The organism is Sphingomonas sp., from assembly GCF_964263785.1.
Lineage (GTDB): Bacteria > Pseudomonadota > Alphaproteobacteria > Sphingomonadales > Sphingomonadaceae > Sphingomonas.
Genome location: NZ_CAXVWL010000069.1, coordinates 1 through 24,438 on the forward strand (window position 1 = coordinate 1; position 24,438 = coordinate 24,438).

The 24,438-nt window shown below is 67.5% G+C and carries 27 protein-coding genes; 16 read left to right on the forward strand and 11 right to left on the reverse strand.

What is annotated here, in order from left to right:
- Window positions 1–293 precede the first annotated feature (293 nt).
- Together ACE5C1_RS09310 and ACE5C1_RS09315 are read left to right on the forward strand one after the other, a co-directional pair.
- On the forward strand, window positions 294–509 hold the full coding sequence (locus ACE5C1_RS09310; protein WP_374943792.1) for a DUF4169 family protein: 216 nt from the start codon (window positions 294–296) through the stop codon (window positions 507–509).
- A gap of 41 nt (window positions 510–550) precedes the next feature.
- The gene (locus tag ACE5C1_RS09315; RefSeq protein ID WP_374943793.1) at window positions 551–1,603 is read left to right on the forward strand and encodes a hypothetical protein; all 1,053 of its coding nucleotides are present in this window, start codon (window positions 551–553) and stop codon (window positions 1,601–1,603) included.
- 35 nt (window positions 1,604–1,638) lie between these two features.
- Here the strand turns inward: ACE5C1_RS09315 and ACE5C1_RS09320 are convergent, their stop codons facing one another.
- Window positions 1,639–2,898, reverse strand: coding sequence for a c-type cytochrome (locus ACE5C1_RS09320; RefSeq protein ID WP_374943794.1), 1,260 nt, complete (start codon window positions 2,896–2,898; stop codon window positions 1,639–1,641).
- 90 nt (window positions 2,899–2,988) lie between these two features.
- Here ACE5C1_RS09320 and ACE5C1_RS09325 point away from each other — a divergent pair, with 90 nt between their 5' ends.
- From ACE5C1_RS09325 to ACE5C1_RS09335, 3 genes are read left to right on the forward strand one after another with little or no spacing between them, the layout of a single operon-like run.
- Complete coding sequence (locus tag ACE5C1_RS09325) at window positions 2,989–5,070, forward strand: S9 family peptidase (protein ID WP_374943795.1); 2,082 nt, start codon at window positions 2,989–2,991, stop codon at window positions 5,068–5,070.
- On the forward strand, window positions 5,067–5,630 hold the full coding sequence (locus tag ACE5C1_RS09330) for a DedA family protein (RefSeq protein WP_374943796.1): 564 nt from the start codon (window positions 5,067–5,069) through the stop codon (window positions 5,628–5,630). Before ACE5C1_RS09325 ends, ACE5C1_RS09330 begins: the two co-directional genes overlap by 4 nt.
- A gap of 1 nt (window position 5,631) precedes the next feature.
- Entirely contained in the window at window positions 5,632–6,027 is a 396-nt protein-coding gene (locus tag ACE5C1_RS09335; RefSeq protein WP_374943797.1) for an acyl-CoA thioesterase, read from the forward strand.
- Window positions 6,028–6,033: 6 nt separating this feature from the next.
- Here the strand turns inward: ACE5C1_RS09335 and ACE5C1_RS09340 are convergent, their stop codons facing one another.
- Window positions 6,034–7,113, reverse strand: a complete 1,080-nt coding sequence (locus ACE5C1_RS09340; protein ID WP_374943798.1) for a DUF1176 domain-containing protein — start codon at window positions 7,111–7,113, stop codon at window positions 6,034–6,036.
- A gap of 56 nt (window positions 7,114–7,169) precedes the next feature.
- On the opposite strand from ACE5C1_RS09340, the gene ACE5C1_RS09345 reads away from it, so the two are divergent.
- Window positions 7,170–8,051 carry a 3-hydroxyacyl-CoA dehydrogenase NAD-binding domain-containing protein gene (locus ACE5C1_RS09345; RefSeq protein WP_374943799.1) on the forward strand — a complete coding sequence of 294 codons (882 nt, stop codon included), beginning with the start codon at window positions 7,170–7,172 and terminating at the stop codon, window positions 8,049–8,051.
- 10 nt (window positions 8,052–8,061) lie between these two features.
- Entirely contained in the window at window positions 8,062–8,208 is a 147-nt protein-coding gene (locus tag ACE5C1_RS09350) for a hypothetical protein (protein WP_374943800.1), read from the forward strand.
- An 8-nt stretch (window positions 8,209–8,216) separates the two neighbouring features.
- Here the strand turns inward: ACE5C1_RS09350 and ACE5C1_RS09355 are convergent, their stop codons facing one another.
- Window positions 8,217–8,681: a PilZ domain-containing protein gene (locus ACE5C1_RS09355; protein WP_374943801.1), complete on the reverse strand. Its 465-nt coding sequence runs from the start codon at window positions 8,679–8,681 to the stop codon at window positions 8,217–8,219.
- 63 nt (window positions 8,682–8,744) lie between these two features.
- Window positions 8,745–10,010 carry a NupC/NupG family nucleoside CNT transporter gene (locus ACE5C1_RS09360; RefSeq protein ID WP_374943802.1) on the reverse strand — a complete coding sequence of 422 codons (1,266 nt, stop codon included), beginning with the start codon at window positions 10,008–10,010 and terminating at the stop codon, window positions 8,745–8,747.
- Window positions 10,011–10,237: 227 nt separating this feature from the next.
- On the opposite strand from ACE5C1_RS09360, the gene ACE5C1_RS09365 reads away from it, so the two are divergent.
- The 7 genes from ACE5C1_RS09365 to ACE5C1_RS09395 all read left to right on the forward strand — a co-directional run bounded on the left by ACE5C1_RS09365 (window position 10,238) and on the right by ACE5C1_RS09395 (window position 14,788).
- Window positions 10,238–10,918, forward strand: coding sequence for a queuosine precursor transporter (locus ACE5C1_RS09365; protein ID WP_374943803.1), 681 nt, complete (start codon window positions 10,238–10,240; stop codon window positions 10,916–10,918).
- Between the two features lie 10 nt (window positions 10,919–10,928).
- A complete protein-coding gene (gene argB, locus ACE5C1_RS09370) occupies window positions 10,929–11,825 on the forward strand; it encodes an acetylglutamate kinase (RefSeq protein WP_374943804.1) in 897 nt (298 codons plus the stop codon).
- Window positions 11,826–12,050: 225 nt separating this feature from the next.
- Window positions 12,051–12,356, forward strand: a complete 306-nt coding sequence (locus ACE5C1_RS09375) for a YggT family protein (RefSeq protein ID WP_374943805.1) — start codon at window positions 12,051–12,053, stop codon at window positions 12,354–12,356.
- A 4-nt stretch (window positions 12,357–12,360) separates the two neighbouring features.
- The gene (gene folD, locus ACE5C1_RS09380; protein ID WP_374943806.1) at window positions 12,361–13,221 is read left to right on the forward strand and encodes a bifunctional methylenetetrahydrofolate dehydrogenase/methenyltetrahydrofolate cyclohydrolase FolD; all 861 of its coding nucleotides are present in this window, start codon (window positions 12,361–12,363) and stop codon (window positions 13,219–13,221) included.
- Entirely contained in the window at window positions 13,218–13,853 is a 636-nt protein-coding gene (locus ACE5C1_RS09385) for a hypothetical protein (RefSeq protein WP_374943807.1), read from the forward strand. The genes folD and ACE5C1_RS09385 overlap by 4 nt, the downstream gene beginning before the upstream one ends.
- Window positions 13,850–14,467, forward strand: a complete 618-nt coding sequence (locus ACE5C1_RS09390) for a MarC family protein (RefSeq protein ID WP_374943808.1) — start codon at window positions 13,850–13,852, stop codon at window positions 14,465–14,467. The genes ACE5C1_RS09385 and ACE5C1_RS09390 overlap by 4 nt, the downstream gene beginning before the upstream one ends.
- Window positions 14,468–14,644: 177 nt before the next feature.
- The gene (locus ACE5C1_RS09395) at window positions 14,645–14,788 is read left to right on the forward strand and encodes a hypothetical protein (protein WP_374943809.1); all 144 of its coding nucleotides are present in this window, start codon (window positions 14,645–14,647) and stop codon (window positions 14,786–14,788) included.
- Here the strand turns inward: ACE5C1_RS09395 and ACE5C1_RS09400 are convergent.
- Entirely contained in the window at window positions 14,759–16,519 is a 1,761-nt protein-coding gene (locus ACE5C1_RS09400; protein ID WP_374943810.1) for an AcrB/AcrD/AcrF family protein, read from the reverse strand. The two genes, ACE5C1_RS09395 and ACE5C1_RS09400, sit on opposite strands and share 30 nt — an antisense overlap.
- Before the next feature lie 125 nt (window positions 16,520–16,644).
- Between ACE5C1_RS09400 and ACE5C1_RS09405 the strand changes: the two genes are divergently transcribed.
- Window positions 16,645–17,055 (forward strand): GtrA family protein, encoded by a 411-nt coding sequence (locus tag ACE5C1_RS09405; RefSeq protein ID WP_374943811.1) that lies wholly within the window; start codon window positions 16,645–16,647, stop codon window positions 17,053–17,055.
- Window positions 17,055–17,786: a class I SAM-dependent methyltransferase gene (locus ACE5C1_RS09410; RefSeq protein ID WP_374943812.1), complete on the forward strand. Its 732-nt coding sequence runs from the start codon at window positions 17,055–17,057 to the stop codon at window positions 17,784–17,786. Before ACE5C1_RS09405 ends, ACE5C1_RS09410 begins: the two co-directional genes overlap by 1 nt.
- Here the strand turns inward: ACE5C1_RS09410 and ACE5C1_RS09415 are convergent.
- The 6 genes from ACE5C1_RS09415 to rpsD all read right to left on the reverse strand — a co-directional run bounded on the left by ACE5C1_RS09415 (window position 17,717) and on the right by rpsD (window position 24,294).
- On the reverse strand, window positions 17,717–18,766 hold the full coding sequence (locus tag ACE5C1_RS09415) for a glycosyltransferase family 2 protein (RefSeq protein ID WP_374943813.1): 1,050 nt from the start codon (window positions 18,764–18,766) through the stop codon (window positions 17,717–17,719). The two genes, ACE5C1_RS09410 and ACE5C1_RS09415, sit on opposite strands and share 70 nt — an antisense overlap.
- A 226-nt stretch (window positions 18,767–18,992) precedes the next feature.
- Complete coding sequence (gene aguB, locus ACE5C1_RS09420) at window positions 18,993–19,838, reverse strand: N-carbamoylputrescine amidase (RefSeq protein WP_374943814.1); 846 nt, start codon at window positions 19,836–19,838, stop codon at window positions 18,993–18,995.
- A 47-nt stretch (window positions 19,839–19,885) separates the two neighbouring features.
- A complete protein-coding gene (locus ACE5C1_RS09425) occupies window positions 19,886–20,647 on the reverse strand; it encodes an Abi family protein (RefSeq protein ID WP_374943815.1) in 762 nt (253 codons plus the stop codon).
- A 225-nt stretch (window positions 20,648–20,872) separates the two neighbouring features.
- Window positions 20,873–21,838, reverse strand: coding sequence for an agmatine deiminase family protein (locus ACE5C1_RS09430; protein ID WP_374943816.1), 966 nt, complete (start codon window positions 21,836–21,838; stop codon window positions 20,873–20,875).
- Window positions 21,835–23,463 carry a M28 family peptidase gene (locus ACE5C1_RS09435; protein WP_374943817.1) on the reverse strand — a complete coding sequence of 543 codons (1,629 nt, stop codon included), beginning with the start codon at window positions 23,461–23,463 and terminating at the stop codon, window positions 21,835–21,837. The genes ACE5C1_RS09430 and ACE5C1_RS09435 overlap by 4 nt, the downstream gene beginning before the upstream one ends.
- A gap of 216 nt (window positions 23,464–23,679) precedes the next feature.
- A complete protein-coding gene (gene rpsD / locus ACE5C1_RS09440; protein ID WP_374943818.1) occupies window positions 23,680–24,294 on the reverse strand; it encodes a 30S ribosomal protein S4 in 615 nt (204 codons plus the stop codon).
- Window positions 24,295–24,438: the final 144 nt, after the last annotated feature.

Below are 24,438 nucleotides of genomic sequence, written 5' to 3' on the forward strand. Positions count from 1 at the left end.
TGGGCGTAGCCGCCGACATATTCGCTCTGGTGCTCGTCGGTGAGCGGCACGAGGAAGCCGTCGAGGTCCTGCGCGGCGAGATGCGCGCGGAGATCGGCTAAGCGGGCGGAGGGTGTGGGCATGATTGGGACTCGAAGGTAACGAAGGTAACGCTAATTCGCAGCGAAAGCGCGTCGTCGCGCGGAGGGCAGCTGCGGCCGGAGCGTCGATGGCGAGGTAGAGCGCAAGGCGGTCATGGCGCTACCCTGACATACTGCCCGCGTGTAGGACAGCATTGAAGGCATGGGGCGGCGATGGCGGACGTGATCAACCTGAGGACGGCGCGCAAGACGCGGGCGCGAGAGGTGAAGGAGCAGGAGGCGGTTGCGAACCGGGCGGCGTTCGGGCGCACCAAGGCGGAGCGCGCCGCGGACGAGGCCGAAGCCGCGCGGCGTGAGGCGGCGCTGGACGGGACGAAGCGGGAGGAGGGGGCCGCTGTTCGTAACGTCTCGGAAACCAACGACGTCTAATACTGGCACGATCGCTGCAATGGGTCATGCCGGGAACTGAAATGAACGCCAGGACGATCAGCGCGACGGCAAGCGATACCAGCAACAGGTTCTTTTTCGCACTGGCATTCGCCACGATCGTACCGCTCGCGCTCCTGCCATTCTACCGATTCTATCAATCCTCTGGCGTCGCCACCACCTTCATCAGCGCAGTCTGGCTGGTGACGGCATACGGTCACGTCATGTCGACGGTTTGGTTTGGGTTTGATACCGATTACCGGCCAATCATCCGTCAAAACAGGTTCAGGATGCTGGGTTCGCTCGGCATCATCTCTGTGGTACTGGCGATTTTCGCATTGAGCAGCCGAGAACTGTCGTGTTGGCTATTTGCTGGCTTTCTGTGCTGGCAGGCTCATCATTACAACCGCCAGAACTTCGGCATTATATCCTTTGCTGCCGCGCGCGACAAGTTCGGCATTTTGCCAAAAGACGTGCTCTGGATTATAAAATTGACGACCGTGGCTGGTGCAATCGCGATGGTTTCTATGCCTTTCATATATCCCGGAGGCCGCGTAGATCTGCCATTATTCAGTATCTCCATTCTATATTACGGTCGCATTGCGTCGATGATATTAATGACGGTTGCCGCTTTGTTGTTTGTTCGTTTGGTGGTCGCGAACGAACGCCTGCGCCGGAGTCCGACAACGTTGCTGTTCCTTGGTCTGACCACCGTTTTCTTTCTTCCCAGCCTGATTGCCGGTTCGGACAAAGTATCGTTCTGGCCGTATGCGATAGCGCATGGTGCGCAGTATCTTGTGATGATGTCGGTCACGTCCGGGAGGTCGGCGCACGGCAGCAAGGGAGTCGTCGCGTGTACTGCAATCGTCGTCCTTCTCGGCATAGTCGCGGTTTCCATGAGCGACGTACCGTGGGCACAAGCGTATACCGGTATCATTGTTTGGCATTTTCTGGCAGACGCCCGACTTTGGCGACTGCGCGATCCGCTCGTCCGAACGGTGGTCCGCAATCGCTTCGATTTCATCTTCAGTCCCGCTCAACCGGTGCGTTCCGATCATAGCGGATTGCAACCCGTGCCAGTGCCTCTCGCCGCGTAGACAGAACCGGATGGGGGACGCCGGCAACCTGCAGGCTAGTGCTGCGCCTGCTCCTGCGCTTCGCGGGCGGCGAAGCTCTGGACCTTGGCGGGGGGCTGGGCGGCGTAGTAAGCGGCGACCGCTTCGATCTGCGTATCGTTCAGCTTGCGCGCGATCGCGACCATCGGATCGACGACCTTCTCGCCCGCGATCGTGCCGCGCCCCCCGGCGCGGAAGACCCGCATCTGGTTGGCGAGATACCAGCGTGCCTGGCCCTCCAGCAGCGGATAGGCCTTTGCCGCCGCGCGGTCGACGCCGTGGCAGGCGGCGCAGGGACCCAGCCCGGCGGAGGGCAGGCCGACCAGCGCCAGTTGCTGACCGATCGCGGGCACGGGTCCGGCCGCTGCCTCGGTCGCCCGGCGCGGGAGCGCGGTATAATGATCGGTCAGCGCGGCGATCTGCGATGGCGACAATTCGGCCGCGATCACCTGCATGTAGCCGCTGCGTCGCTTGCCCGCAGCGAAGGCGGCAAGCGTGCGGGCGGTATAGTCGCGGGTCTGCAGGGTCAGGTTCGGGAACGCTCCGCCGCCGGCCCCATCGGCGCCGTGGCACCGGGTGCAGGTCGCGACCGCGTCGCCGCCGAGCGCATAGCCCGAAAAGCCGAACACCGGCGTGCGGTAGCTGTAGCTCGCGCGCGGCGGCTCGGCATCGTTGCGCAGCGCGTAGCGCGTCTGGTGCGGCACGCCGCCGAACGGGATCGCCGCCGCGTTTGGCTGCGGCGTCGCGAGCGCCAGTCGCTGGAACGTGGCGGGCGACATCGTCGGCATCGCGCGCAGGAAAGCGACGAGCTGCCAGATTTCGTCGTCGCGCCGGTCCGCGGGCCAGGACGGCATGGCGCTGTATTTCACGCCTGCCTTGACGATGCGGAACAGCTCGGGCGCAGTGAATCGCGCGGTCGGCAGGTCGGTCGTCAGATATTGCGGGCGCGGGTGCATCGACAGCACGACGGGGTTCTGGCCGAACCCCGGCCCGGCATGGCAGCGGGCGCAGACCTGGCCGTAATATGCGGCACCCGCAGCGATGCGCACCGGCGTGTCGAGGTCGGCCGGGGGCTGCGGGCCGGCGTGGTACGCGGTCGAACGATCGAAGGTGTAGTGGAGGAAGCGCGCCCACCCTTGCGGGTGCGGCTTGGCGGCGGAGAGATCGACGACGCCGGACACGACGACGACGACCGCCAGCAGCAGCACGACGGCGCCGGCGGCGAAGAGCGGCCCGAGCCACTGGGTCGGGCGGATCGGGAAAAGCCAGCGCAGCATCGATGCGGAACAATATTGTGGCGGCGAAGTTCCGGCGGGCGCGATAGCGGGCGGTCGACTTGCCCGCCACCCGCGTTATGACGCGCGGCCATGACCGACCTTACACCCCCCGTCGCCGCCAAGCGCGCGCACAGCTTCACTCTCCACGGCGTCACGGTCGACGACCCGTATGCGTGGTTGAAGGACCCGAACTACCCGGACGTCGACGATCCGCAAGTGCTCGCGTACCTGGAGGCGGAGAATGCCTATTTCGAAGGCGTGATGGCGCCGCACCGGGCGCTGGTCGACCGGCTGTACGAAGAGATGAAGCGCCGGATCAAGGAGGACGAATCGTCGGTGCCGCAGAAGGACGGCGACTGGCTCTACTGGACCGCGTACGAAACCGGGGGCGAGTACAGGAAATGGTGGAGGAAGCCCGTAGCGGGCGGGCTCGACGAGCTGCTGCTGGACGAGACCGCACTGGCCGAGGGGCATGAATACTTCCGGCTGGGGGCGTTCTCGATCAGCAATAATGGTCGGCTGCTCGCATATGCGATCGACGATTCGGGCGCGGAGCGGTTCGAGGTCAGGATCAAGGACCTGACGACCGGCGCGCATCTGCCCGACGTCATCCCGGGCATGCTGTCCGAGATCGTGTGGACCGCGGACGACAGCGCCTTTCTCTACGGCCTGGCGAACGAGCAGTGGCGGACCGACAATGCGCGGCTGCACCGGCTGGGGACGCCGGTGGCGGACGATGTCGTGCTGTACCATGAGGCGGACGAGGGATTTCGCGTCGGGCTGGGCGAGACGAGCGCGCGCAACTGGATCGTGATCTCGACCGGGGACCATGTGACGAGCGAAGTGCGATTGGTGCCGGCGAACGACCCTTGCGCCGAGGCGATCGTCGTCTCTCCGCGCAGGCAAGGGCGCGAGTATGACGTCGACGAGCATGACGGCGCGTTGTTCATCCACACCAACGACGTCGATCCGCAGTTCCGGCTGTGCACCGCGCCCGTCGAGCGCCCGGGCGAATGGGCGGAGCTGATCGCGCCGTCGCCGCATTTCTACATGACCGGCGTCGAATGCTACGCGAAGTTCTTCGTGGTGGAAGGGCGCGAGGACGGGCTCGATCGGCTGGCGATCCACCGCTACGACGCGCCGACCGTGGCACAGCGGATCGACTTTCCCGAAGCGACCTATGCGGCCGGCTTCGGCGACAATCCCGAATACGACATGGATGTGCTGCGGGTCGGTTACGAGTCGATGGTCACGCCGGGGACGGTGTACGATTACGACGTCGCGACGGGCGGGCTCACGACGCTCAAGGTGCAGGAGATCCCGTCCGGCTACGACGCGGGCAAGTACCGGACCGAGCGGCTGAAGATCGCCGCGCGCGACGGGACGCAGGTGCCGGTGTCGATCGTCTACCCCGCCGACTTCGTGCGTTCGAAGGGGGATGGGGGCGGACCGTTGTTCCTCTATGCATACGGCGCCTACGGCCATGCGATCCCGCCGGGGTTCTCGACCGGACGCTTGTCGTTGCTCGACCGCGGTTTCGCCTATGCCATCGCGCATATCCGCGGCGGCGACGATCTGGGGCAGCAATGGTATCTCGACGGCAAGCTGGAGAAGCGGGAGAACACGTTCAACGACTTCGTCGACGTGGCGCGCGGGCTGATCGCGCACGGGTGGACGAGCGCGGGGCGGATCGCGATCGCGGGGCGTTCGGCGGGCGGCGAGCTGATGGGGGCGGTGTGCAATTCCGACCCCGAGCTGTGGGGCGCGGTGATCGCCGACGTGCCGTTCGTCGATGTGCTCAACACGATGCTCGATGCCGAGCTGCCGCTGACTCCCGGCGAATGGCCGGAGTGGGGCAATCCGATCGAGGACCCGGCGGCGTTCGCGCTGATCCGGTCGTATTCGCCTTACGACAACGTGGCGGCGCAAGCCTATCCGCCGCTGTTCATCTCGGGCGGCTTGAACGATCCGCGGGTGACCTATTGGGAACCCGCCAAATGGGCGGCGAAGCTGAGAGCGACCAAGACCGACGGCAATGTGCTGCTGCTCAAGACCAACATGGGCGCGGGCCACGGCGGCAAGTCGGGACGGTTCGAGTCGTTGCGTGAGGCGGCGGAGGAGCATGCCTTCGTGTTGTGGCAGATGGGTGTGGATCAGGGCGCGGCGGGGTGACCATCGAGGCGCTCGTCGCCCGCTACGGCCTGGGCGCGGTGTTCGCCGGCGCCGCGATCGAGGGCGAGACCGCGGTGGTCGCGGGCGGCGTGCTTGCACACCACGGCCTGCTGCCGCTCGCTGGCGCGTGCGTCGCGGCGGCGACGGGGTCGTTCATCGCGGACCAGGCGTGGTTCGTGGCCGGACGGCGGTTCCGTGGCCATCGCTGGGTGCGGGGCTTGCGCGAACGGACGGCGTTCGCACGGGCGCTGGCGCTGTTCGAACGGCATCCGGTCGGGTTCATCTTCGCGTTCCGCTTCATCTACGGGTTCCGGACGGTGAGTCCGGTGGCGATCGGGACGAGCGCGGTGCCGACGCGGACGTTCGTGCTGGTCAACGCCGTCGCGGCAGTTGTGTGGGGCGTCGCCTTCACGCTGATCGGCTGGTTCTTCGGCCATGCGCTCGAAGCGGCGTTGGGGCGGCTCAGGCCTGACCGGAACGTGTTGGTGATCGGGATTGTGACGCTGGTGACCGCGGCCGCATTGACGGTGGCGTGGCGGTGGAGGAGGAGGCGGGACTGACATGTTCAGGGTGACGATCATCGCAGGCGCGGACGACATCGACGAACTCGGCCATGTCAACAACGCGGTGTGGGTGCGCTGGATACAGGAGATTGCGGTCGCGCATTGGCAAGCGGCGGCGCGGGCGCAGGACGTCGCGGCGTATGTGTGGGTCGTGACGCGGCACGAGATCGACTATCGCGGCAACCTTGGCATCGGCGAGACGGTGACGGCCGAGACCTGGGTGCCGAACCCGCCCAAGGGCGCGCGGTTCGACCGGCACATGCGCTTCACCGGCGCGGACGGGCGGGTCAAGGTGGAGGCGGTGACGACCTGGGCGATGCTCGACCGCGCAAGCGGACGGTTGCTGCGGGTGCGGCCGGAGATCGCGGCGGCGTTCGTGGAGCTGCCGGGCTGAAGGCGGTCAGCGGCGCACGACCGTCGCCCGCCATGTCGTGATGTAATCGGTGTTGCCGCGGCATTCGCCCATCGCGCGCTGTTCCGACAGACGCAGGCGCGTTCCGTCCCAGACGAATTGCTGGGCGACGCCGCAGTCGCCGATGCCGCGACCCTTGGCGTAGCTGGCGAGCACGCCCTTTCTGAACTCGCCGTTGACGACGGTGGGGACGGCCGTCGCCGAATCGGCGCCGCTGGCGGTGAAGCCGACGGGTGCGTCGGCGCGGACGGGGACAACGCCGGATTCGTCGAGGACGAACATCGCGGCGAGCACGTTGTACGCGCCCGCCGAACAGGGGAGCAGGACCAGCGTCTTGCCGCCGCCGAGCGCATAAGTTTCCGGCGCGCCGATCGTGCCCGCGGCGATCGATTTGTCGCTGCACTGGGCGGCGCGGCGCATGGTGGCGAGTTGTGCCTCGGTCGGGCTTGCTGCCGGCCCACCGGGGGCTAGCGCGGCGATGGTCGGAGGTGCGGGGGCGGCGGGAACGGCGCTGGCGGGCTTGAGGCCACGGGCAACGAGCGCGGTGACGGTGCCCGCGCGGCCCTGTACCGCGTCGGCGTAGCGCAGCGCCGCGGAAGCACCCTTGAGCGACACGGTGGCGACCGCCTTGCCCGCGGCCAATGCGGTCAGCGCGTGGGCATTCGCCATCGCCGCGACGATCCGCGCGGGCGTGTCGGCGCGGCGGCCGTCGAGCGCGACCGCTAGCGGGGTGTCGTCCTGGCCATCGACCGAGACCTCGAGCTTGCCGGCGGGTCCGGCGTTGCGGGAGATCGAGACGGTGACGTCGGGCAACGCGCCGGTTTCGGGGCCGAGCGAGCGCAATTCGCAGCGCAGCGTGTTGTCGCAGCCGACGGTCCAGTCGCCGAAGGTCTTCAGCTCGCCAGGCCGCGGCACCATCGCCTTGGGCGGCGCCGTGGGTCGGGCCGGGACTTCGGTCGGTGCGAAGGTGGCGCGAACGGCCGGGGCCGCTGCGTTGCGCGCGGGCTCGGGCGAGCAGGCCAGCAGCGCGGCGGCGGTGCCGAGGGCGGCGATCGACGGTTGGGTCATGGCGGGGCAACGCGCGGGCCGCTAGGGCGTTGCGCGAGTGCAGGATGGAGACGGTGATGCAAGCAGTTGGGGAAACGGTGGGTGTGATCGGGGCGGGGCAGATGGGCGCAGGCATCGCGCAGGTCGCGGCGCAGGCGGGCTACCGGGTGCTGCTTGCCGATGTCGGGCGCGAGCGCGCCGAGGCGGGCAAGGCGGGGATCGCCAAACAGCTCGACCGGCTGGTCGCCAAGGAAAAGATCGCGAGCGGTGACGCGCAAGCCGCGGTGTCGCGGATCGAGGCCGTCGACGGCGTCGCGGCGATGCCCGAGTGCGCGCTCGTCATCGAGGCGGCGACCGAGCGCGAAGAGATCAAGCGCGCGATCTTCAAGGATGTGGGGGCTGTGCTCGGCGCGGACGCCGTGCTGGCGTCGAACACCTCGTCGATCCCGATCACCCGGCTGGCGCAGGCGTCGCCCGATCCCGCGCGCTTCGTCGGCGTGCATTTCTTCAATCCGGTGCCGGTGATGGGGCTGATCGAGGTGATCCGCGGACTCGCGACCTCCGACGCGACCGTCGCGGTCATCGAGGATTTTGCGGCCAGGCTCGGCAAGCAGGTGGTCCATGCCAACGACGCACCCGGGTTCATCGTCAACCGGGTGCTGATGCCGATGCTCAACGAGGCGTGCTTCGCGCTCGGCGAAGGGGTGGCGACGATCCGCGATATCGATCTGGCGTGCCAATTGGGGCTGAACCATCCGATGGGGCCGCTGACACTCGCGGATTTCATCGGGCTCGACACCTGCCTGGAGATCACGCGGGTGCTGTTCGAGGGCACCGGCGACCCCAAATTCCGGCCCGCGCCGGTACTGGTGAAGTATGTCGAGGCGGGTTGGTACGGGCGCAAGACCGGGCGGGGATTCTACGATTACACGGGCGAGACGCCGGAGCCGACCAGATGAGGAGGGGGCGATGAGTCTCGACGACACGATCATCGATACGCCCGAAGGTCCGATGACGTTCAAGGCGTGGAAGAAGAAGAACCCGGTCCAGCTGCCGTCGCGGCGCACCAAGGGCAAGGATTTGCCCAACAAGGTGAAGTTGCGGACCGACGAATAGGGCGCCCCCTAAAATGGGGGGTGGAGCGCCAGATAGGACGCCGTCCAGCCCACCGCCGCCAGCGCGAGGATGATCGCGATGCGGACGCCGCCGGGGAGCGTGTCCGCGTTTCCCTCCGCCACTTGCGCCGCGTCCGGCCTGGGCAGCGGCAGCGGGACCGGTTCGGCGGGGAGCGCCACCAGCGCCTCGGCGAGTTCGTCCGGGCTCAAGGGGTAGAGGAATTCGCAGCCGTAGCCGCCGTCGTCGACTCGCGCGACGCGGGCGTTGCACATGCCGACGCCGGGGATGCCGAGCGTGATCAGCGCGCCGGCGTCGAGTTCCGCGGCCGCGGGCACGCGCACGCCGGTCGCGGACAGGTCCTCGATCACGACGTCGAACGGCCGCCGCGATTGGTCGCGCAGCGTCGATTCCATCGCGACGCTGTGGCGCAGCGATCCGCGCAAGTCCCGGTAGAGCCGTGCCGTCACCGCCATCGCCGCATTCCCCTTTGCCGCCGCGCGCCTAGCGCAACAGGGTTTAAGGGCGCGTAAAGGCGGCTAGCCGATGAGCAGCCCGGCGAGCGCCGCGCTCATCAGATTGGCGAAGCTTCCCGCCACGAGCGCGCGCAGGCCCAGGCGGGCGATCATCGGCCGCTGGTTGGGGGCGAGGCTGCCGGTGACCGCCATCTGGATCGCGATCGAGGAGAAATTGGCAAAGCCGCACAGCGAGAAAGTAACGATCGCGATCGTCCGCGGGCTCAGGCCCTGTTGTGCGCCGAGGCTGATGTAGGCGACGAATTCGTTGAGCACGATCTTCTGCCCGAACAGACCGCCCGCAATCCCTGCTTCGTGCCACGGCACGTTCAGCAGGAACATCACCGGCGCGAAGACGTAGCCGAGCAGCCCCTGAAAGCTCAGTCCGGGCACGCCGACCATGTTGCCCAGGCCGCCGAGCAGCCCGTTGGCGAGCGCGACCAGCGCGACGAACGCCAGCACCATCGCGCCGACCGCCACCGCGAGCCGCACGCCGGTCTGCGCGCCTTGCGCCGCCGCCATGATGATGTTGGCGGGCTTTTCCTCGTCGTGGGTCGCATCGGGCATCGGTTCGCCGGCGATCGCGTCGGACGGCGTGTCGCCGAGCGCGAGCTCGCCCTGCGGCGTCGTGCGCGCGTCGGGCATGATGATCTTGGCCATCAGGATGCCGCCGGGCGCGGCCATGAAGCTGGCGGCGAGCAGATAGTCGATGCGGATGCCCATCGACGCATAGGCCGCGAGGATCGTGCCCGCGACCCCGGCCATGCCGCTGGTCATCACCGTGAACAGCTGCGGCGGGGTGAGCGCGGCGAGATAGGGACGGATGACCAGCGGCGATTCGCTTTGCCCGACGAAGATGTTGGCTGCGGCGCACAGCGATTCGACCTTGGACACCCCGATCACCCACTCGATCGCGCCGCCGACCCAGCGGACGATCAGCTGCATCACGCCGAGGTAATAGAGGATCGACACCAGGCTGGCGAAGAAGATGATGACCGGGAGCGCGGCGATCGCGAAGCTCTGGCCGCCGATCTCGGGCGTGGCCATCTTGCCGAACAGGAATTCGGTGCCCTTCTGCGAATAGCCGAGCAGGTTCGCGACCCCACCCGACATCTGACCCAGGACCAGCTTGCCGATGCTCGAATAGAGGACGAGCACCGCGATCCCCGCCTGGAGCGCGAAGGCGGCGCCGACGACGCGCAGGCGGATCGCGCGGCGGTCGGTCGACAGCGCGAAGGCGATGCCCAGGATGACCGCGATGCCCGCGAGGCCGATGAGGAATCTGGTCATGCAAGTCCTGCTTGAAGGTCGCGCAGCCCCCCGGCGGCGCGGCGGTGCACCATACACGGGCGCGCCGAGGCTGCTAGAGCGAGTTTGCGCTGGGTCTAATCATCCGTTCGCCCTGAGCGCAGTCGAAGGGCCTGGCCCCAAGTACAGGTGCTTCGACTTCGCTCAGCACGAACGGAAGTTGGGCCCAGCGGTTTGACGGGGCTGCGTTTGCGGCTAGCGTCCGGGTGATGGATACACGCGCAATTCCCCGTTCGCTCTTCGTCTTCTCGATCTTTTACGGCGGCATGGTCTGCATCGCGGGCGTGCTGGGCAACAAGCAGGTGGCGCTGGGGCCGCTCTCGGCGCTGGGACCGGTGTTCGGGCTGGGGCCGCTGGCGATCGAGGCGGGCATATTCGCGTTCCTGCTGCTGGTCGTCGTGTCGAGCGCGATCGCCGAGCTGCACGGCGCCGCCACCGCGAACCGGCTGGTGCAGTTCGGTTTCGTGCCGCTGATCGTGTCGATCCTGCTGTCGCTGCTCGTGCTGGCGCTCCCCGCGTCGAGCGACATGGAGCCCGCGCGCCGCGATGCGTTTGCGCTGATGATGGGGGCGACGCCGCGCATCTGGATCGGCGGCATCATCTCCTACGGCATCTCGCAGACCCTCAACGTCTATGTCTTCGGCCGCATGAAGGGCGCCGAGGGGACACGGCTATTGTGGCTGCGCGCGGGGGTGGCGAGCGTGCTGAGCCAGGTCGTCGACACCCTGCTGTTCGTCAGCATCGCGTTCCTGGGCGTCTTTCCGATCCGCGAGCTGCTGCTGGGACAGATGATCGTCAAGGTATTGCTGTCCGCCGCACTGGTGCCGCCGCTGATCTACCTGTTCGTCGCCCTCGGGCGGCGGCTGGACGGCACGCCTACGCCAGCGTAACCGCCCGCCCATGAAAAACGGACCCGACGCCGCCCTGCTCGCCAAGGCGGAAACGCTGACCGAGGCGCTGCCGTATCTGCAGCGCTATGCGGGCAAGACCTTTGTCGTGAAATACGGCGGGCACGCGATGGGATCGCCGGAATTACAGCGCGATTTCGCCGAGGATGTTGTGCTCCTCAAGGCGGTGGGGATCAACCCGGTCGTCGTCCACGGCGGCGGGCCGCAGATCGGCGCGATGCTGAAGCGCCTGGGGGTCGAATCGCGCTTCGTCGACGGCCTGCGGGTGACCGATGCCGAGACCGCGCACATCGCCGAAATGGTCCTGGCGGGGTCGATCAACAAGGAGATCGTCGCCTGGATCGGGCAGGCTGGGGGGCGCGCGGTCGGGCTGTCGGGCAAGGACGCGGGGCTGGTCACCGCCGCCAAGGTGCAGCGCGCGCAGGCCGACAAGTTGCAGGGCATCGAGCGGCACGTCGACCTGGGCTTCGTCGGCGAGCCGGTGGCGGTCGACCCGCGCATCCTCGATACCCTGTCCAGGGACGGGGTAATCCCGGTGATCGCGCCGATCGCGATCGGGAACGACGGGCATACCTACAACATCAACGCCGACACGATGGCGGGCGCGATCGCGGCGCGGCTGGGGGCGGCGCGGTTTTTCCTGCTGACCGACGTGCAGGGGGTGCTCGACAAATCGGGCGCGCTGCTGACCGACCTCTACCCCGCCCGCATCGCGGAGTTGCGCGCCGACGGGACGATCTCGGGGGGGATGATCCCCAAGCTGGAGACCTGCGTCGCCGCGGTCGAAGCGGGGGTGGACGCGGCGGTGATCATCGACGGGCGGGTGCCGCACGGGATGCTGCTGGAAATCTTCACCGAGGCCGGCGCGGGGACGTTGGTGCGGCGGTAGGCCGGCGGCGGGTGGGTTGGCGACCATTGTCTAACCCTACTTCGTCACCCCGGGCCTGTTCCGGGGTCCAGGGTTCATCCCGGCGATATCCTCGAACAATCAAGCGCATCGCCCGGCACCACGCCGGACCCCGGGACAGGTCCGGGGTGACGGATCGTGTGAGGTTGGCGGTGGCGCACCAACTGCGCTAGAGGCCGATTATCCATTCCCAACCGCGAGCCTTGAATGTTCCTGGTCATCTCCCTCGTCGATTTCCTGCTGATGATTCTCAATTGGGTGATCGTCGCGCAGGTGGTGCTGTCGTGGCTGGTCGCGTTCAACGTGGTCAACCGGCAGAGCCGGTTCGTGGCGTCGGTGCTGCAGGCGCTCGATGTCGTCACCGAGCCGCTGTACCGGCCGCTCCGCCGCATCCTACCGGATTTCGGCGGGCTCGACTTCGCGCCGCTCGTGGTGCTGCTGGTGGTGTTCTTCCTGCGCTCGCGGGTGGTGCCCTATCTCTACGCCGCGACCGCGACCCCGGTCGCGTATTGAGGCGGTGAGCGCCCGGATCATCGACGGCAAAGCGCACGCGGCGGCGCTGCGGGCGCGCGTTGCGGAAGGCGTGCGCGGGCTGGCGCGCGCGCCGGGGCTGGCGGTGGTGCTGGTCGGCGAGGATCCGGCGTCGTCGGTTTACGTGCGGTCGAAGGGCCGGGCGACGCGGGAAGCCGGGATGCGCGGGTTCGAGCATCGGCTGCCCGCCGACGTGGCGCAGGCCGACCTGCTGGCGCTGGTCGCGCGGCTCAATGCCGACCCGGCGGTCGACGGCATCCTCGTTCAGCTGCCGCTGCCGGCGCACATCGATGCGGCGCAGGTCATCACCGCGATCGACCCCGACAAGGATGTCGACGGCTTCCACCCGGTCAACGCCGGGCGGCTGGCGACGGGGTTGCCGGGGTTCGTGCCGTGCACGCCGCTCGGGTGCCTGCTGCTGCTCCGCGACGTCCATCCGCACCTCGCCGGGCTGGAGGCGGTGGTCGTCGGTCGCTCCAATATCGTCGGCAAGCCGATGGCGCAGCTGCTGCTCACCGAGAGCTGCACCGTCACGGTGACGCACAGCCGCACCCGCGACACCTTTGCCCATGTCCGCCAAGCCGATATCGTCGTCGCCGCGGTCGGCATGGCGGGGCTGATCAGGGGCGAGTGGATCAAGCCCGGAGCGACGGTGATCGACGTCGGCATCAACCGCACCGACGCGGGGCTGGTCGGCGACGTAGACTTCGCCAGCGCCAGCGAGGTCGCCGGTGCGATCACGCCGGTGCCCGGCGGGGTCGGGCCGATGACCATCGCCTGCCTGATCCGCAACACATACGTCTCCGCATGCCGGCGCGAAGGTCTCGACGTGCCGAAAGACCTATGATTGCCCTACTACTCTCCCTAGCCGCGCCGCCGGCCGTTCATGCCGAACCGCGAACTGCCCTCGACGCCGAGCGCTCCTTTGCGGCCGACGTCCAAAAGATTGGGCAGTGGGCGGCGTTCAAGAAGTGGGCGGCGGCAGACGCCATTATGTTCACGCCACGGGCGATCCGTGCTCGAGACTGGCTGAAGAACCGCAAGGAGCCGGTCAGGGCGGTCGAGTGGTGGCCGATCGCTTCCTGGGTCTCGTGCGACGGAACGCTCGCAGCGAGCACGGGTGGTTCCAAATGGCCGGATGGCAGCGCCGGCTATTTCACGACGATCTGGAAGAAGCAGGCGGACGGTCGCTGGCGTTGGATCGTCGATCATGGGGGGAAACTGCAAGTCGCGCGGCGAAGGGTTGAACAACCCGTACTCCGCACACCCCGTTGCGAACCGCATCTGCCCGGAACCGGAGACCCGCCCTACCTTGCCGATCCCGGCGAACAGAAAAGTTGGGGTTCGTCCAGCGACGGCTCGTTGGTTTGGGAGTGGTTTGTTGCGAGGGACGGGGAGCGTCGGCTCTCCGTTGCGATGACCTTTGGAAACATTTCAGAGACCGTCGTTGATGACCGAGTCCCGGCACCCGCCCCATGATCGAGCTCTACATTTCCTCCCTCATCACCTTCTTCGTGGTGATCGACCCGCCGGGCTGCGCGCCGATCTATGCAGGATTGTCGTCCGGCGCGAGCGCGGTGCAGCGGCGGGCTATGGCGGTGCGGGCGGTTGGGGTCGCGGCGGCGATCCTGTTGGTGTTCGCGTTGTTCGGGGAGGATTTGCTCCGCGGGCTCGGGATCAGTTTGGCGTCGTTTCGCATTGCAGGCGGGATCATGCTGTTCCTGATCGCGCTGGAGATGGTGTTCGAGAAGCGCACCCAGCGCCGCGAGGACCGCGCCGCCAAGGTCTCCGCCGAGGAGGTCGAGGACGTGTCGATCTTCCCAATGGCGATGCCGATGATCGCGGGGCCGGGGTCGATCGCATCCGTCATGCTGCTGATGGCGCGTAACGACGGGGTCGCGCGGACTGCGGTGGTGCTGGCGGCGCTGGCGACGATCCTGGCGCTGACGCTGGTCGCCTTGCTCGCGGCGGGGCCGATCATGCGGGTGCTCGGCGCTAAGATCGAGGCGGTGATCACCCGGCTGCTGGGCGTGCTGCTGGCGGCGCTGGCGGTGCAGTTCGTCATGGACGGGTTGCAGGTGAGCCTGCGTTAGAGTCTGTCTTGCCGGGATTGAAGCATCGTGGCCCGCCGCAAAGCGGTTGCCCTGTCGCGCCCGCCGACGGCGTCACGACGCTTGCGCGTAGCGCCGCTACGCGCTGCACGCCGCTCCTTGCCGGACGAACGCGACAGGGCAATCACGATGCTTCAATCCCGGCAAGACAGACTCTGAATGCGCCGACCGATCGCGCTGTGGTGGATGATCGGGCGCGGGGTGGTGCGGATCGTCGCGTCGGGGATCGTCATCCTCGCGGGCAGCGCGCGGGACCGGCTGCGCGGGCGCGGTTCAGTCGATGCGGAACAGCCGGAGCGGTGATTTCGCGGGCAGCGGCAGGGGGGTGAGCCACGCGGGCACCTGACCGTGCGCCAGCCGGTCGTAGAAGCCGCCGGGATTGCGCGAACGGTAGATCGTCGATTCGGCCATGTCGGGGCAGAGCAGCAGCAGGGTCGCGCCGTGGCGCTTCATGATCGCGTGCGCCTCCGCCGGCGAGCGGCTGAAGGCGTGCTGGACATCCAGGATCGCGTCGCCGTTGCGATGATAGGGTCCTGCGATCGCCGAATGATGGGTCAGGGTGATGAGGCGGGGGCCGAGATCGGTGAAGGTGAACACGGTCTGCGCCGGGTAGCGGTTCAGCGCGGTCAGCGAGGGGATCGTGGCGCAGCGCGCGTTGGCGCGGTTGACCCGCTGGACATACTTGTTGGGCCGGTCGATCGGCAGCCAGCGGATGACGAGCCCGGCGAACAGCCCCGACACGATCAGCGCGGCGCCGACGGTGCCGAACACCCGCACCGCCATGACGCGGTGGTTGAGGACGAGCGGGATCAGCACCCAGGCGAGCGCGGTGGCACTGGGCACCGCGAGCAGCTGCGCGGCGGGCCCCGCGCGCGCCTGCCACAGCAGCATCAGCGCGGCGAACAGCGCGAAGAGCGCGACGACGGCCCAGCCGCGCAGGCGAGCCGGATCGCGACGGGCCATCCACAGCGCGAGTCCCGCGCCGAACAGCCCGACCACGGGCAGCGCGGAAATGGGGAAGGCGGAGCGGAACGGGTGCTTGTAGATCGGTTTCGCCTCGCGCACGTTGTCGAGCCAGCTGCGCTGGAGCTCGGGCGAGACGCCTTCGAGGCGGCCGAGGCATTGCGGGAAGAAGTGGACGTAGCAGACGACGATCGCGACCGCCGCCGCGACCGCCAGCCCGAGGCGCACAGCACGCGAGGCGGGGTTGGCGAGGGCGAGCACCAACAGCAGCGCGCCCGCAGCGGCAACGGCCGACAGCCACACCGGGGTCAGCGCGTCGCAGCGCATGGCGTAATTGGCGTTGGACGCGAAGGCGGCGAACCCCGCGCCGGTGCCGCCGCCCAGCGTCACCGCATAGACGGCGAGACGGCGGGCCTCGTCCCGGTCCCAAACCCAGCGCAGCGCGATGATCGCCCCCGCCATTGCGGCATAGGGGAGCAGCTCCAGCCCGATCGCGAGGCTCACCGCACTGGCGAGCCCGACCATCGCGCCACCGCGCGCCTGACGCGGGTCGCACAGTCCCGCGACGGTCAGGCTGAGCATCGCGAGTTGCCAGCCGTGATGGTCTATGCGTTCGGGCATGAACATCGGCATCGTTGCCGCCGTGCCGAGCAGCAGCACGATGGCCACCGGCCAGGCGAGCGGGTGGACCAGCCGCCGGACGGTCGCGCCGAGGCCGAGCATGGCGATGCTGAGCGGGAGCAGCGGCGCGATGCCGCACGCCAGCTTTTCGGCCCACAGCTCGGTGGTGAAGGGACGGAACAGCAGGATCAGCCCGGCGATCGGCAAATCGACGATGCGGCTCCAGTGGATGTCGAAGCCCGCCGGCGGGTTCAGGCGATATTGGCGCAGGTCGTACCATGCTTGGCCGTTCAGCCAGGCGCGGACCTGCATGAGGCGCATGTTGTCGTCGGTATCGCCGAGCGCGAGCCAATAGACCTGCGGCCAGTGGCTCCACAGGAACCATGCCGCGATCACGCCCCAGGCGAGCAGGGTCAACGCGATCCAGTGACGCGTCAGGTCGCCCCGCATCGCGGCCCCCAAGCCTTGATCGCCGCCGCCCGTTTCCGCTTCCCTCACACGCCCACCCGCTCTAACGCCCCGGCTTCTTTGGGGTCCGCGTGCTCTAGTCGCACGTGCGTAAAGGGCAAGCGAACGTGCTGGCGAAGATCCAGGGCTGGCGGACGAGCGGGGTGCTGGGACAACTCGTGCGCTTCGGCGTGACCGGGGTGGCGGTGACCCTGTTCTACGCCGCGATTTACTGGCCGCTCGCGACGTTCGTGATGAACCCCAATCTGGCCGTGCTCGTCGCGTTCGTGCTTGCGACCGTGGTCGGGCGGTTTGCGCACGGTGCGGTCAGCTTCAAGGGGCACGGCTCGCGCGACCGCAGCACGGCCGTGAAATTCTTGGTCGTCCAGGGGTTCGGGTTCCTGCTCAACCAGGGGTTCACCTGGGCGCTGGTGACCGGACCGTTCCTTCATGGGCCGACGTGGTGGCCGCTGGTGCCCGCCGTGTTCCTGGTGCCGCTCGTCACCTTCGGCCTGCAACGCAATTGGGTATTCGCCTGATGGACAGACGCGTTCACGATCGCATGGCGGAGCATGATTCGACGCATTGGTGGTATCGTGCGCGCCGCGACATCCTGCGCGATTATCTGAAGCGGTATGGCGGCTTGCCCAAGGATGCGCGCATCCTGGAGATCGGCTGCGGCACCGGGCACAATCTGGCGATGCTGGCCACGTTCGGCGCGGTCGAGGCGATCGAGATCGACGAAGGTTCGCGTGCGATCGCCGAGACGCGGCTGGGCCGCAGCGTCGGCGTGGCGCCGTTGCCCGAACTGCCCGGGGTGGAGCGCGGCGCGTACGATCTGGTCGCGGTACTCGATGTGGTCGAGCATATCGACGACGATGTCGCGGCGCTGACGGCGATGAGATCGCTGCTCAAGCCCGACGGCAAGATCCTGATCGCGGTGCCCGCTCACCAATGGATGTGGAGCGCGCACGACGTGGTGAACCACCACCACCGGCGCTATTCCAGGAAGACGCTGAGTGCGGCGATCCTTGCCGCGGGGCTGCGCCCGGAGAAATTGCGCTGGTTCAACTCGCTGCTGTTCCCGCTCGCGGCGGCGGCGCGGATCGCGGGGCGGCTGACCGGGCGCGACGACAGCGACGATTCGCCCCCGCCGGGACCGGTCAACGCGCTGTTCGAACGCATCTTCCGGCTGGAGCGTCACCTGGTCGGCAGGGTGCCGATGACGCCGGGGGTGTCGCTGGTGACGTTGGCGGTGCCGAACGCCTGATCGTCGACGTCCTGCTCGCGGAACCCGAGCGACGCCTTGCCCTGCACCGGACCCGCCACATCCGCGACGATGTACAGCGGCCGCCGCTTTGCCTCGATATACAGCCGCCCGAGATATTCGCCGATCATCCCGAGCACGAACATCTGCACCGCGGACAGCACGACGACGACGAGCATCGTCGAGGTCCAGCCCTGCACCGGCGAGCCTTCGAAGAAGCCCCAGGCGATGTAGAACAGCAGCAGCAGCGACGCGCCAGCCAGGATCACCGAGGCGTGGCTGGCGAACCGCAGCGGCGCGGTCGAGAAGCCGGTGACCGCGTCGAAGGCGAGGCCGAGCATCTTGCCGATCGGGTAATTGGTGTCGCCTGCGTGGCGTTCGGCGCGGTCGTAGGCGAGCGGCACCTGGCGGAAGCCGACCCAGGCGACCATGCCGCGGATAAAGCGCGCCTGTTCGGGCAAGGATAGCAGCGCGTCGAGCGCGCGGCGGCTGATCAGGCGGAAGTCGCCGGTGTCGAGCGGGATCGGGGTGTCGGTCAGCCGGTCGAGCAGCCGGTAGAACACCGCCGCGGTCGCGCGCTTGAACAGCGTCTCGCCATCGCGCTTGCGGCGGACCGCGTAGACGACATCGGCCGATTGCGCCGCCATCGTTGCGCGCATGTCGGCGAGCAGTTCGGGCGGATCCTGAAGGTCGGCGTCGATGATCAGGACCTGGGCGCCCGCGCACAGATCGAGCCCGGCGGTGAGCGCCAGTTGGTGGCCGTGGTTGCGCGACAGGTTGATCGCAACGAGCCGCGGGTCGGCGGCGGCAAGGCGCTGCATCGCCGCCCAGCTCTCGTCGCGGCTGCCGTCGTTGACGAGCACGATCTCGTAATCCTCGCCGACCGCGGCGCGTGCGGCGGCGGACACGCGGGCATGGAGGATATCGAGGCACGCCGCCTCGTTGTAGCAGGGGATGACGACCGAAAGCGCGGGGCGGTGCATGGGGGTGCGTTGTAGCTGGCGGTGGGGGGGATGGGAACGCCTTTGCGGACCCGGGGTGGTGCTTCGACTTCGCTCAGGGCGAACGGGGTGGTTTACACTGCCCAACCCCGAAACACGTTCGTGCTGAGCGCAGTCGAAGCACTTTGGGCGGGCGTGCCCCCCTTCGACTGCCTGCAAGCAGTCGCTCAGGACAGGCTCCGACTTCGCTGAGGGCGAACGGAACCGGTCAGATATCCTGCACCAACCGCCCGTACAGATCGGGCCGGCGATCGCGGAAGAAGCCGAAGGCGGCGCGGTGGCGCTTGACGACGTCCAGGTCGATCGTTGCAGTAATGACGCCTTCGTCCGCGCGCCCAAGTTCGGCGAGAACGTCGCCCCGTTCGTCGCAGATGAACGACGTGCCGTAGAAGGTCTGGCCGTGCTCCACCCCGACGCGGTTGGCGGCGACGATGGGGACCACGTTGCTGACCGCATGCCCGACCATCGCACGCCGCCACAGCCGCGCGGTGTCGAGCGACGTGTCGTGCGGCTCGCTGCCGATCGCGGTCGGGTAGAAGAGCACCTCCGCCCCCATCAGCATCATCGCGCGCGCGGTTTCGGGATACCATTGGTCCCAGCAGACCCCGACGCCGAGCTTGACGGGCCCGTCCCACACCTTGAACCCGGTGTTGCCGGGGCGGAAATAGAATTTCTCCTCGTAACCGGGACCGTCGGGAATATGGCTCTTGCGATAGACGCCGCGGACCTCGCCGTCGGGGCCGATCATCGCCAGGCTGTTGTAATGGTGCGGGCCGTCGGCCTCGAAGAAGCTGGTCGGAATCCAGACCTCGAGCGCCTCGGCGAGCGCCTGCATCGCGAGTACCGCCTTGTGCTCTGTCACGGGCGCGGCCTGCGCGAACAGCGCTTCGTCCTCGACCCGGCAGAAATACTCGCCTTCGAACAGCTCGGGCGGCAGGATCACCTGCGCGCCCTTGGCCGAAGCCTCGCGGATCAGGCGCGAGACGTGGGCGACGTTGCGGTCGATATCGGGGGTGAAGCCGCATTGGACCGCGGCGACGGTGATCTGGGTCATGGAGGCGACGTAGGCGATGAGCGACGAGGATGCTACGGGGACAAAGATTAGTACCCCGCCTCGGCAAGCTGCATGGCTGTGCAGCGGCGGACAATAGCATCGACCTTGGCTACGGCGCTATAAGGCGCACCTCGCGCGGCAAGCATATGATCAAGGCACTCCAGCACCGCCTTCAGCTTGCCGCGAGGTGCCGTCGGAACAGCAGCGGAGACGAGAGTAGTAGGCTGTTTTTGAAAGCTGCGGTTGAACAGGCGATCATGATGCGCGCAGATGTTACGGAGATCGACTAAGCATTCTACCCACCGCAGGAACACGGCGTCGTTTGGAACGCCGAACTCGGCGGCAATCGCGGTTCGCATGGTTCCCGCCAAGTGCTTCAGGAGCCGCGAGCACCCGCCAAACGTCAGAACTTCCTTCAACGTCCAGATTGGTGGAATAAGTGGATCGCCATATGTCGTGCGGTAGTGAGCGACTCGCGCGTCCTTGGAGCGGGCGACCATGTCCAGCAGCAGCTTCAAGGCTTCACGATTAGCATCGGCATCGCGAAATGCCGCGGACACGAAGTAGGGATGTGCGCCGTGATTGCTGCTTAATACCTCCGACATGGCGTTGCGGAGCAAGATTTCGAACTGCCCGACCGCTACGAAGCAGACGTCCCGCAATCGAGCATCGCATTCATACAAGCGCACGATATCCGTGTATGTCGTGCCGGGCACGAACGGCTTACCCGGTAGATGCCGCTGACGGCGGCTGAGAAAGTAAATGCGCAGACGTTCGTAACCGATCTGCTCGATCTTCCGCTCTGCCACGCTCGGATGCCGTATATGAAGACCACGCGCGCGTAGGTGCGCGATGCGCTGCGCAGGAGATATATAAGGCTTCGTATAAGGAGGAAGGGTCATCTCAAAAGAGAAGGGCCGCCCTTTTGCACTCTCGCGGACGAGACGTGTGGCGACCCATGACGCAACCTGAATAATGGTTGACATGCCGATTTGCAAGGCAATTCGTAATGCGCGGGTTGCGCCTAAACGGTATTACGCAGGCACCTGCTGCGAGATGCAGTGGAAGCTGCCGCCGCCGGTCAGGATGTGGTCGGCCCGCAAGCCGACAGCCTCGCGACCGGGGAACAGTGCGCCGATCGCCGCCACCGCCGCGTCGTCGTTCTCCGCGCCGTACAGGGGAACGACGACCGCGGCATTGCCGATGTAGAAGTTCATGTAGCTGGCAGGCGCGATCTTCTCGTCGCGCAGGACGCGGCCGGGGGAGGGGACGGGCACGACCTCCAGCCCGACGGCTTCGGCGCGTTCGCGGGCGTCCTGATAGACTCGCCAGTTGGGGTCGTTGTCGGTTGCCTGCGGGATCGCGACGCGGCCCTCCCCGACAAAGCGGGCGAGGTTGTCGACGTGGCCGTCGGTGTGATCGTCGAGCAGGCCGTTGCCGAGCCAGACGACGTTGGTCAGGCCGAGGTCGGATGCGAGTCTCGCCTCGACTTCGATGCGCGACAGGTGCGGGTTGCGGTTGCGGTTGAGCAGGCATTGCTCGGTGGTGACGGCGGTGCCGGTGCCGTCGCCATCGATCGCACCGCCTTCGAGTACCCAGTCGCCATGCTCCACCGCAATTTCGCGCGATGCGGCCAGTCGCGTGCCGACCGTATCGTCGCCGGGCAGGTCGTACTTGCCGCCCCAGCCGTTGAATACGAAGGTTCGCGCTTCATGCGCCGACAGCAGGATCGGGCCGGTGTCGCGCAGCCAGATGTCGCCGAACGGCGCGACGACGATCTCGGCGAAGTCGCCTGCCAGTGCCTGCGCCGCGTTCGCCGCCTCGGCATCGGCGACGACCAGCAGCACCTGCTCGCCGCGCCCCTCGGCATGGACCGCGCGCGCGAACGCGACCACCTCCGCCCGAGCGGGCGCGAGGTCGTCTTCCCAAAGTTCGGGGTGGCTGGGGAAGCCGATCCACACCGCGGCATGCGGCGCCCATTCGGCGGGAGGCGGCGTCATCGCGCGGGGCGGCTCCGGTCACGGACTGCGCGGAATTCGCTGGTCCGATACCAGTTGGGCCAAGCGCTCGTGTCATCGGCAAGCTGACGGCCAAGCGTGTAATAGACGCTCAAATCCTGCACCGCGCCCGACCAGTCCCAGTTGGCGTCGTACTGGTCTTGCGGCTTGTGATAGCGGTTGGCGATATAGTCGAGCGTCGCGGCATGCCCCGCGGCGGTCCCGCCCTTGACCAGGTCCTCGCCCGACGACCCCGACAGCATCGGCACGCCCAGCTTGGCGAAGGAGAAATGGTCGGAGCGGAAGTAGCCGCCGCGCTCCGGGTTCGGCTCGGGCGCGATCGTCCGCCCGCCAGCGAGCACGATCGGCTTGGCCAGGTCCTCGATCTCCGACTTGCCCGCGCCCTCCAGTACGAAGTCCCTGGTCGCGCCTTCGACGTTCAGCACGTCCATGTTCACGCCGCCGACGGTGTTGGCGAGCGGGTAGACCGGGTGTTCGGCGTAGTAGCGCGAGCCGAGCAATCCCGATTCCTCCGCGGTGACCGCCAGAAACACCATCGACCGCTTGGCTGGGCCCGCCTTCGCCTGCGCTTCGGCTAGCGCGATCAGCCCGGCGACTCCGGTCGCATTGTCGACCGCGCCGTTGCAGATGTCGTCGCCATCCACCGCGTCGCAGCGGCCGAGGTGATCCCAATGCGCGGAGTAGAGGACGACGTCCTTGGGCGCGGTCTTGCCGGGCAAAATGCCGACGACGTTCTGCGAGGCCTGCCGCCGAATCGTGTTGCCGAAGCCCGTCGTGAGCTTCACGCCCAGCGGGACCGCGCGGAACCCCTTGGTCTGTGCGGCCGCGGTCAATGCGCCGAGGTCCTTGCCTGCACTCGCGAACAGCTTCAGCGCGGCGGCTTGCTGCATCCAGCCGATCACCTGGCTCTGGTCCATGTGGTCGCCGCGTTCGTCGAGTTCGAGCTGCGGCCCGGTCCACGACGATTGCACCACCGGCCAGCCGTAGGCGGCGGGCTCGGTCTGGTGGATGATGATCGCCGCCGCCGCGCCGTGCTTCGCCGCATTCTCGAACTTGTACGGCCAGCGCCCGTACCAGGTCATCGCGCGACCCTCGAACGGGCCATCGCGGCCGGGCGTCTGCCAGTCGGGGTCGTTGACCAGCATCACCACCGTCTTGCCGCGCACGTCGACGCCGGCGTAATCGTCCCAATCCTTCTCGGGCGCGGTGACGCCGTAGCCGACGAAGACGACGTCGCTGTCCTTCACGTCGACCTTCGGCACGACGCGGTAGGTGCCCGCGACCATGTCGGTGCGGTAGTTCAGGCTGACCGGTTCGCGACCGCCGGTGAAGACGAAGGGCTTCACGTCGGTCGCGGTGATCTCGACCATCGGCACGGCTTGCGTCCATTGGCCCGCGTTGCCGGGTTTCAATCCCGCGGCCTTCATCCGCTCAACGATATAGGCGACGGTCTTGGTCTCGGCCGGAGTCGTCGGCGCGCGGCCTTCGTAGGCGTCGGAGGAGAGCGTTTGCGTGACCGTCTTGAGCGTGTCGACCGAGATGGCGGGCGGCGTCTGCGCGGTCGCAGCGGTGGTGCAGAGGAGAAGGGCGATGGCGGCGACGCGCATGTGTGGGCTCCCGAGGAGGTCAGGCGCGGGGTTTGGCAGCGTCGCGCAGGGGGCGCAAGGGGATGATTCGGATACAAAAAGGGCGGCCCCGCAGGACCGCCCTTTCTGGTTCGGATGGCGCACGCCGCGGCAAAGCCGCGTCGTCGGTCCTCGCTGTAGCGAGGTCGGCCGAGCCGCTGACACGAGGCATCGCTCCAGCTTCGCTGGAGCTTGGCGTCAGCGGCTGTAGAATTCCACGACGAGATTCGGCTCCATCTTAACCGGATACGGCACCTCGTCCAGCGTCGGCACGCGGGTGAAGGTGACCTTCGCCGTGCCATCGGGCGCGACGTAATCGGGGATTTCGCGCTCGGCGAGGTTCTGCGCCTCCAGCACCAGCGCCATCTCCTGCGCCTTGCCGCCCAGCGTGATCTCCTGTCCGGCAAAGACCCGGCGCGATGCGATGTTGCACTTCACGCCGTTGACGCGGACGTGGCCGTGGCTGACGAGCTGGCGTGCGGCGAAGATCGTCGGCGCGAACTTGGCGCGGTAGACGATCATGTCGAGGCGCTGTTCGAGCAGGCCGATCAGGTTCTGCGAGGTGTCGCCCTTCATCCGGGCGGCCTCGTGGTAGCAGGCGCGGAACTGCTTTTCGGTAACGTCGCCGTAATAACCGCGCAGCTTCTGCTTGGCGCGCAGCTGGATGCCGAAATCGCTGACCTTGCCCTTGCGGCGCTGGCCGTGCTGGCCGGGGCCGTATTCGCGCTTGTTGACGGGCGACTTGGGACGGCCCCAGATGTTCTCGCCGAGACGACGGTCGAGCTTGTGCTTGGCGCTATGGCGCTTGGACATGGATATTCCTTGGCAAAATGCGGACAACGTTGGTCCCGGTAATCGCTCTGTTCCCATCTTGTGGACGAGGCAGGGCCACCGCTTCACCGGGGTGCGGGGCCAATTGCGAAGGCGGGCGCGTAGCCGCGGGGGGTGCGTGAGTCA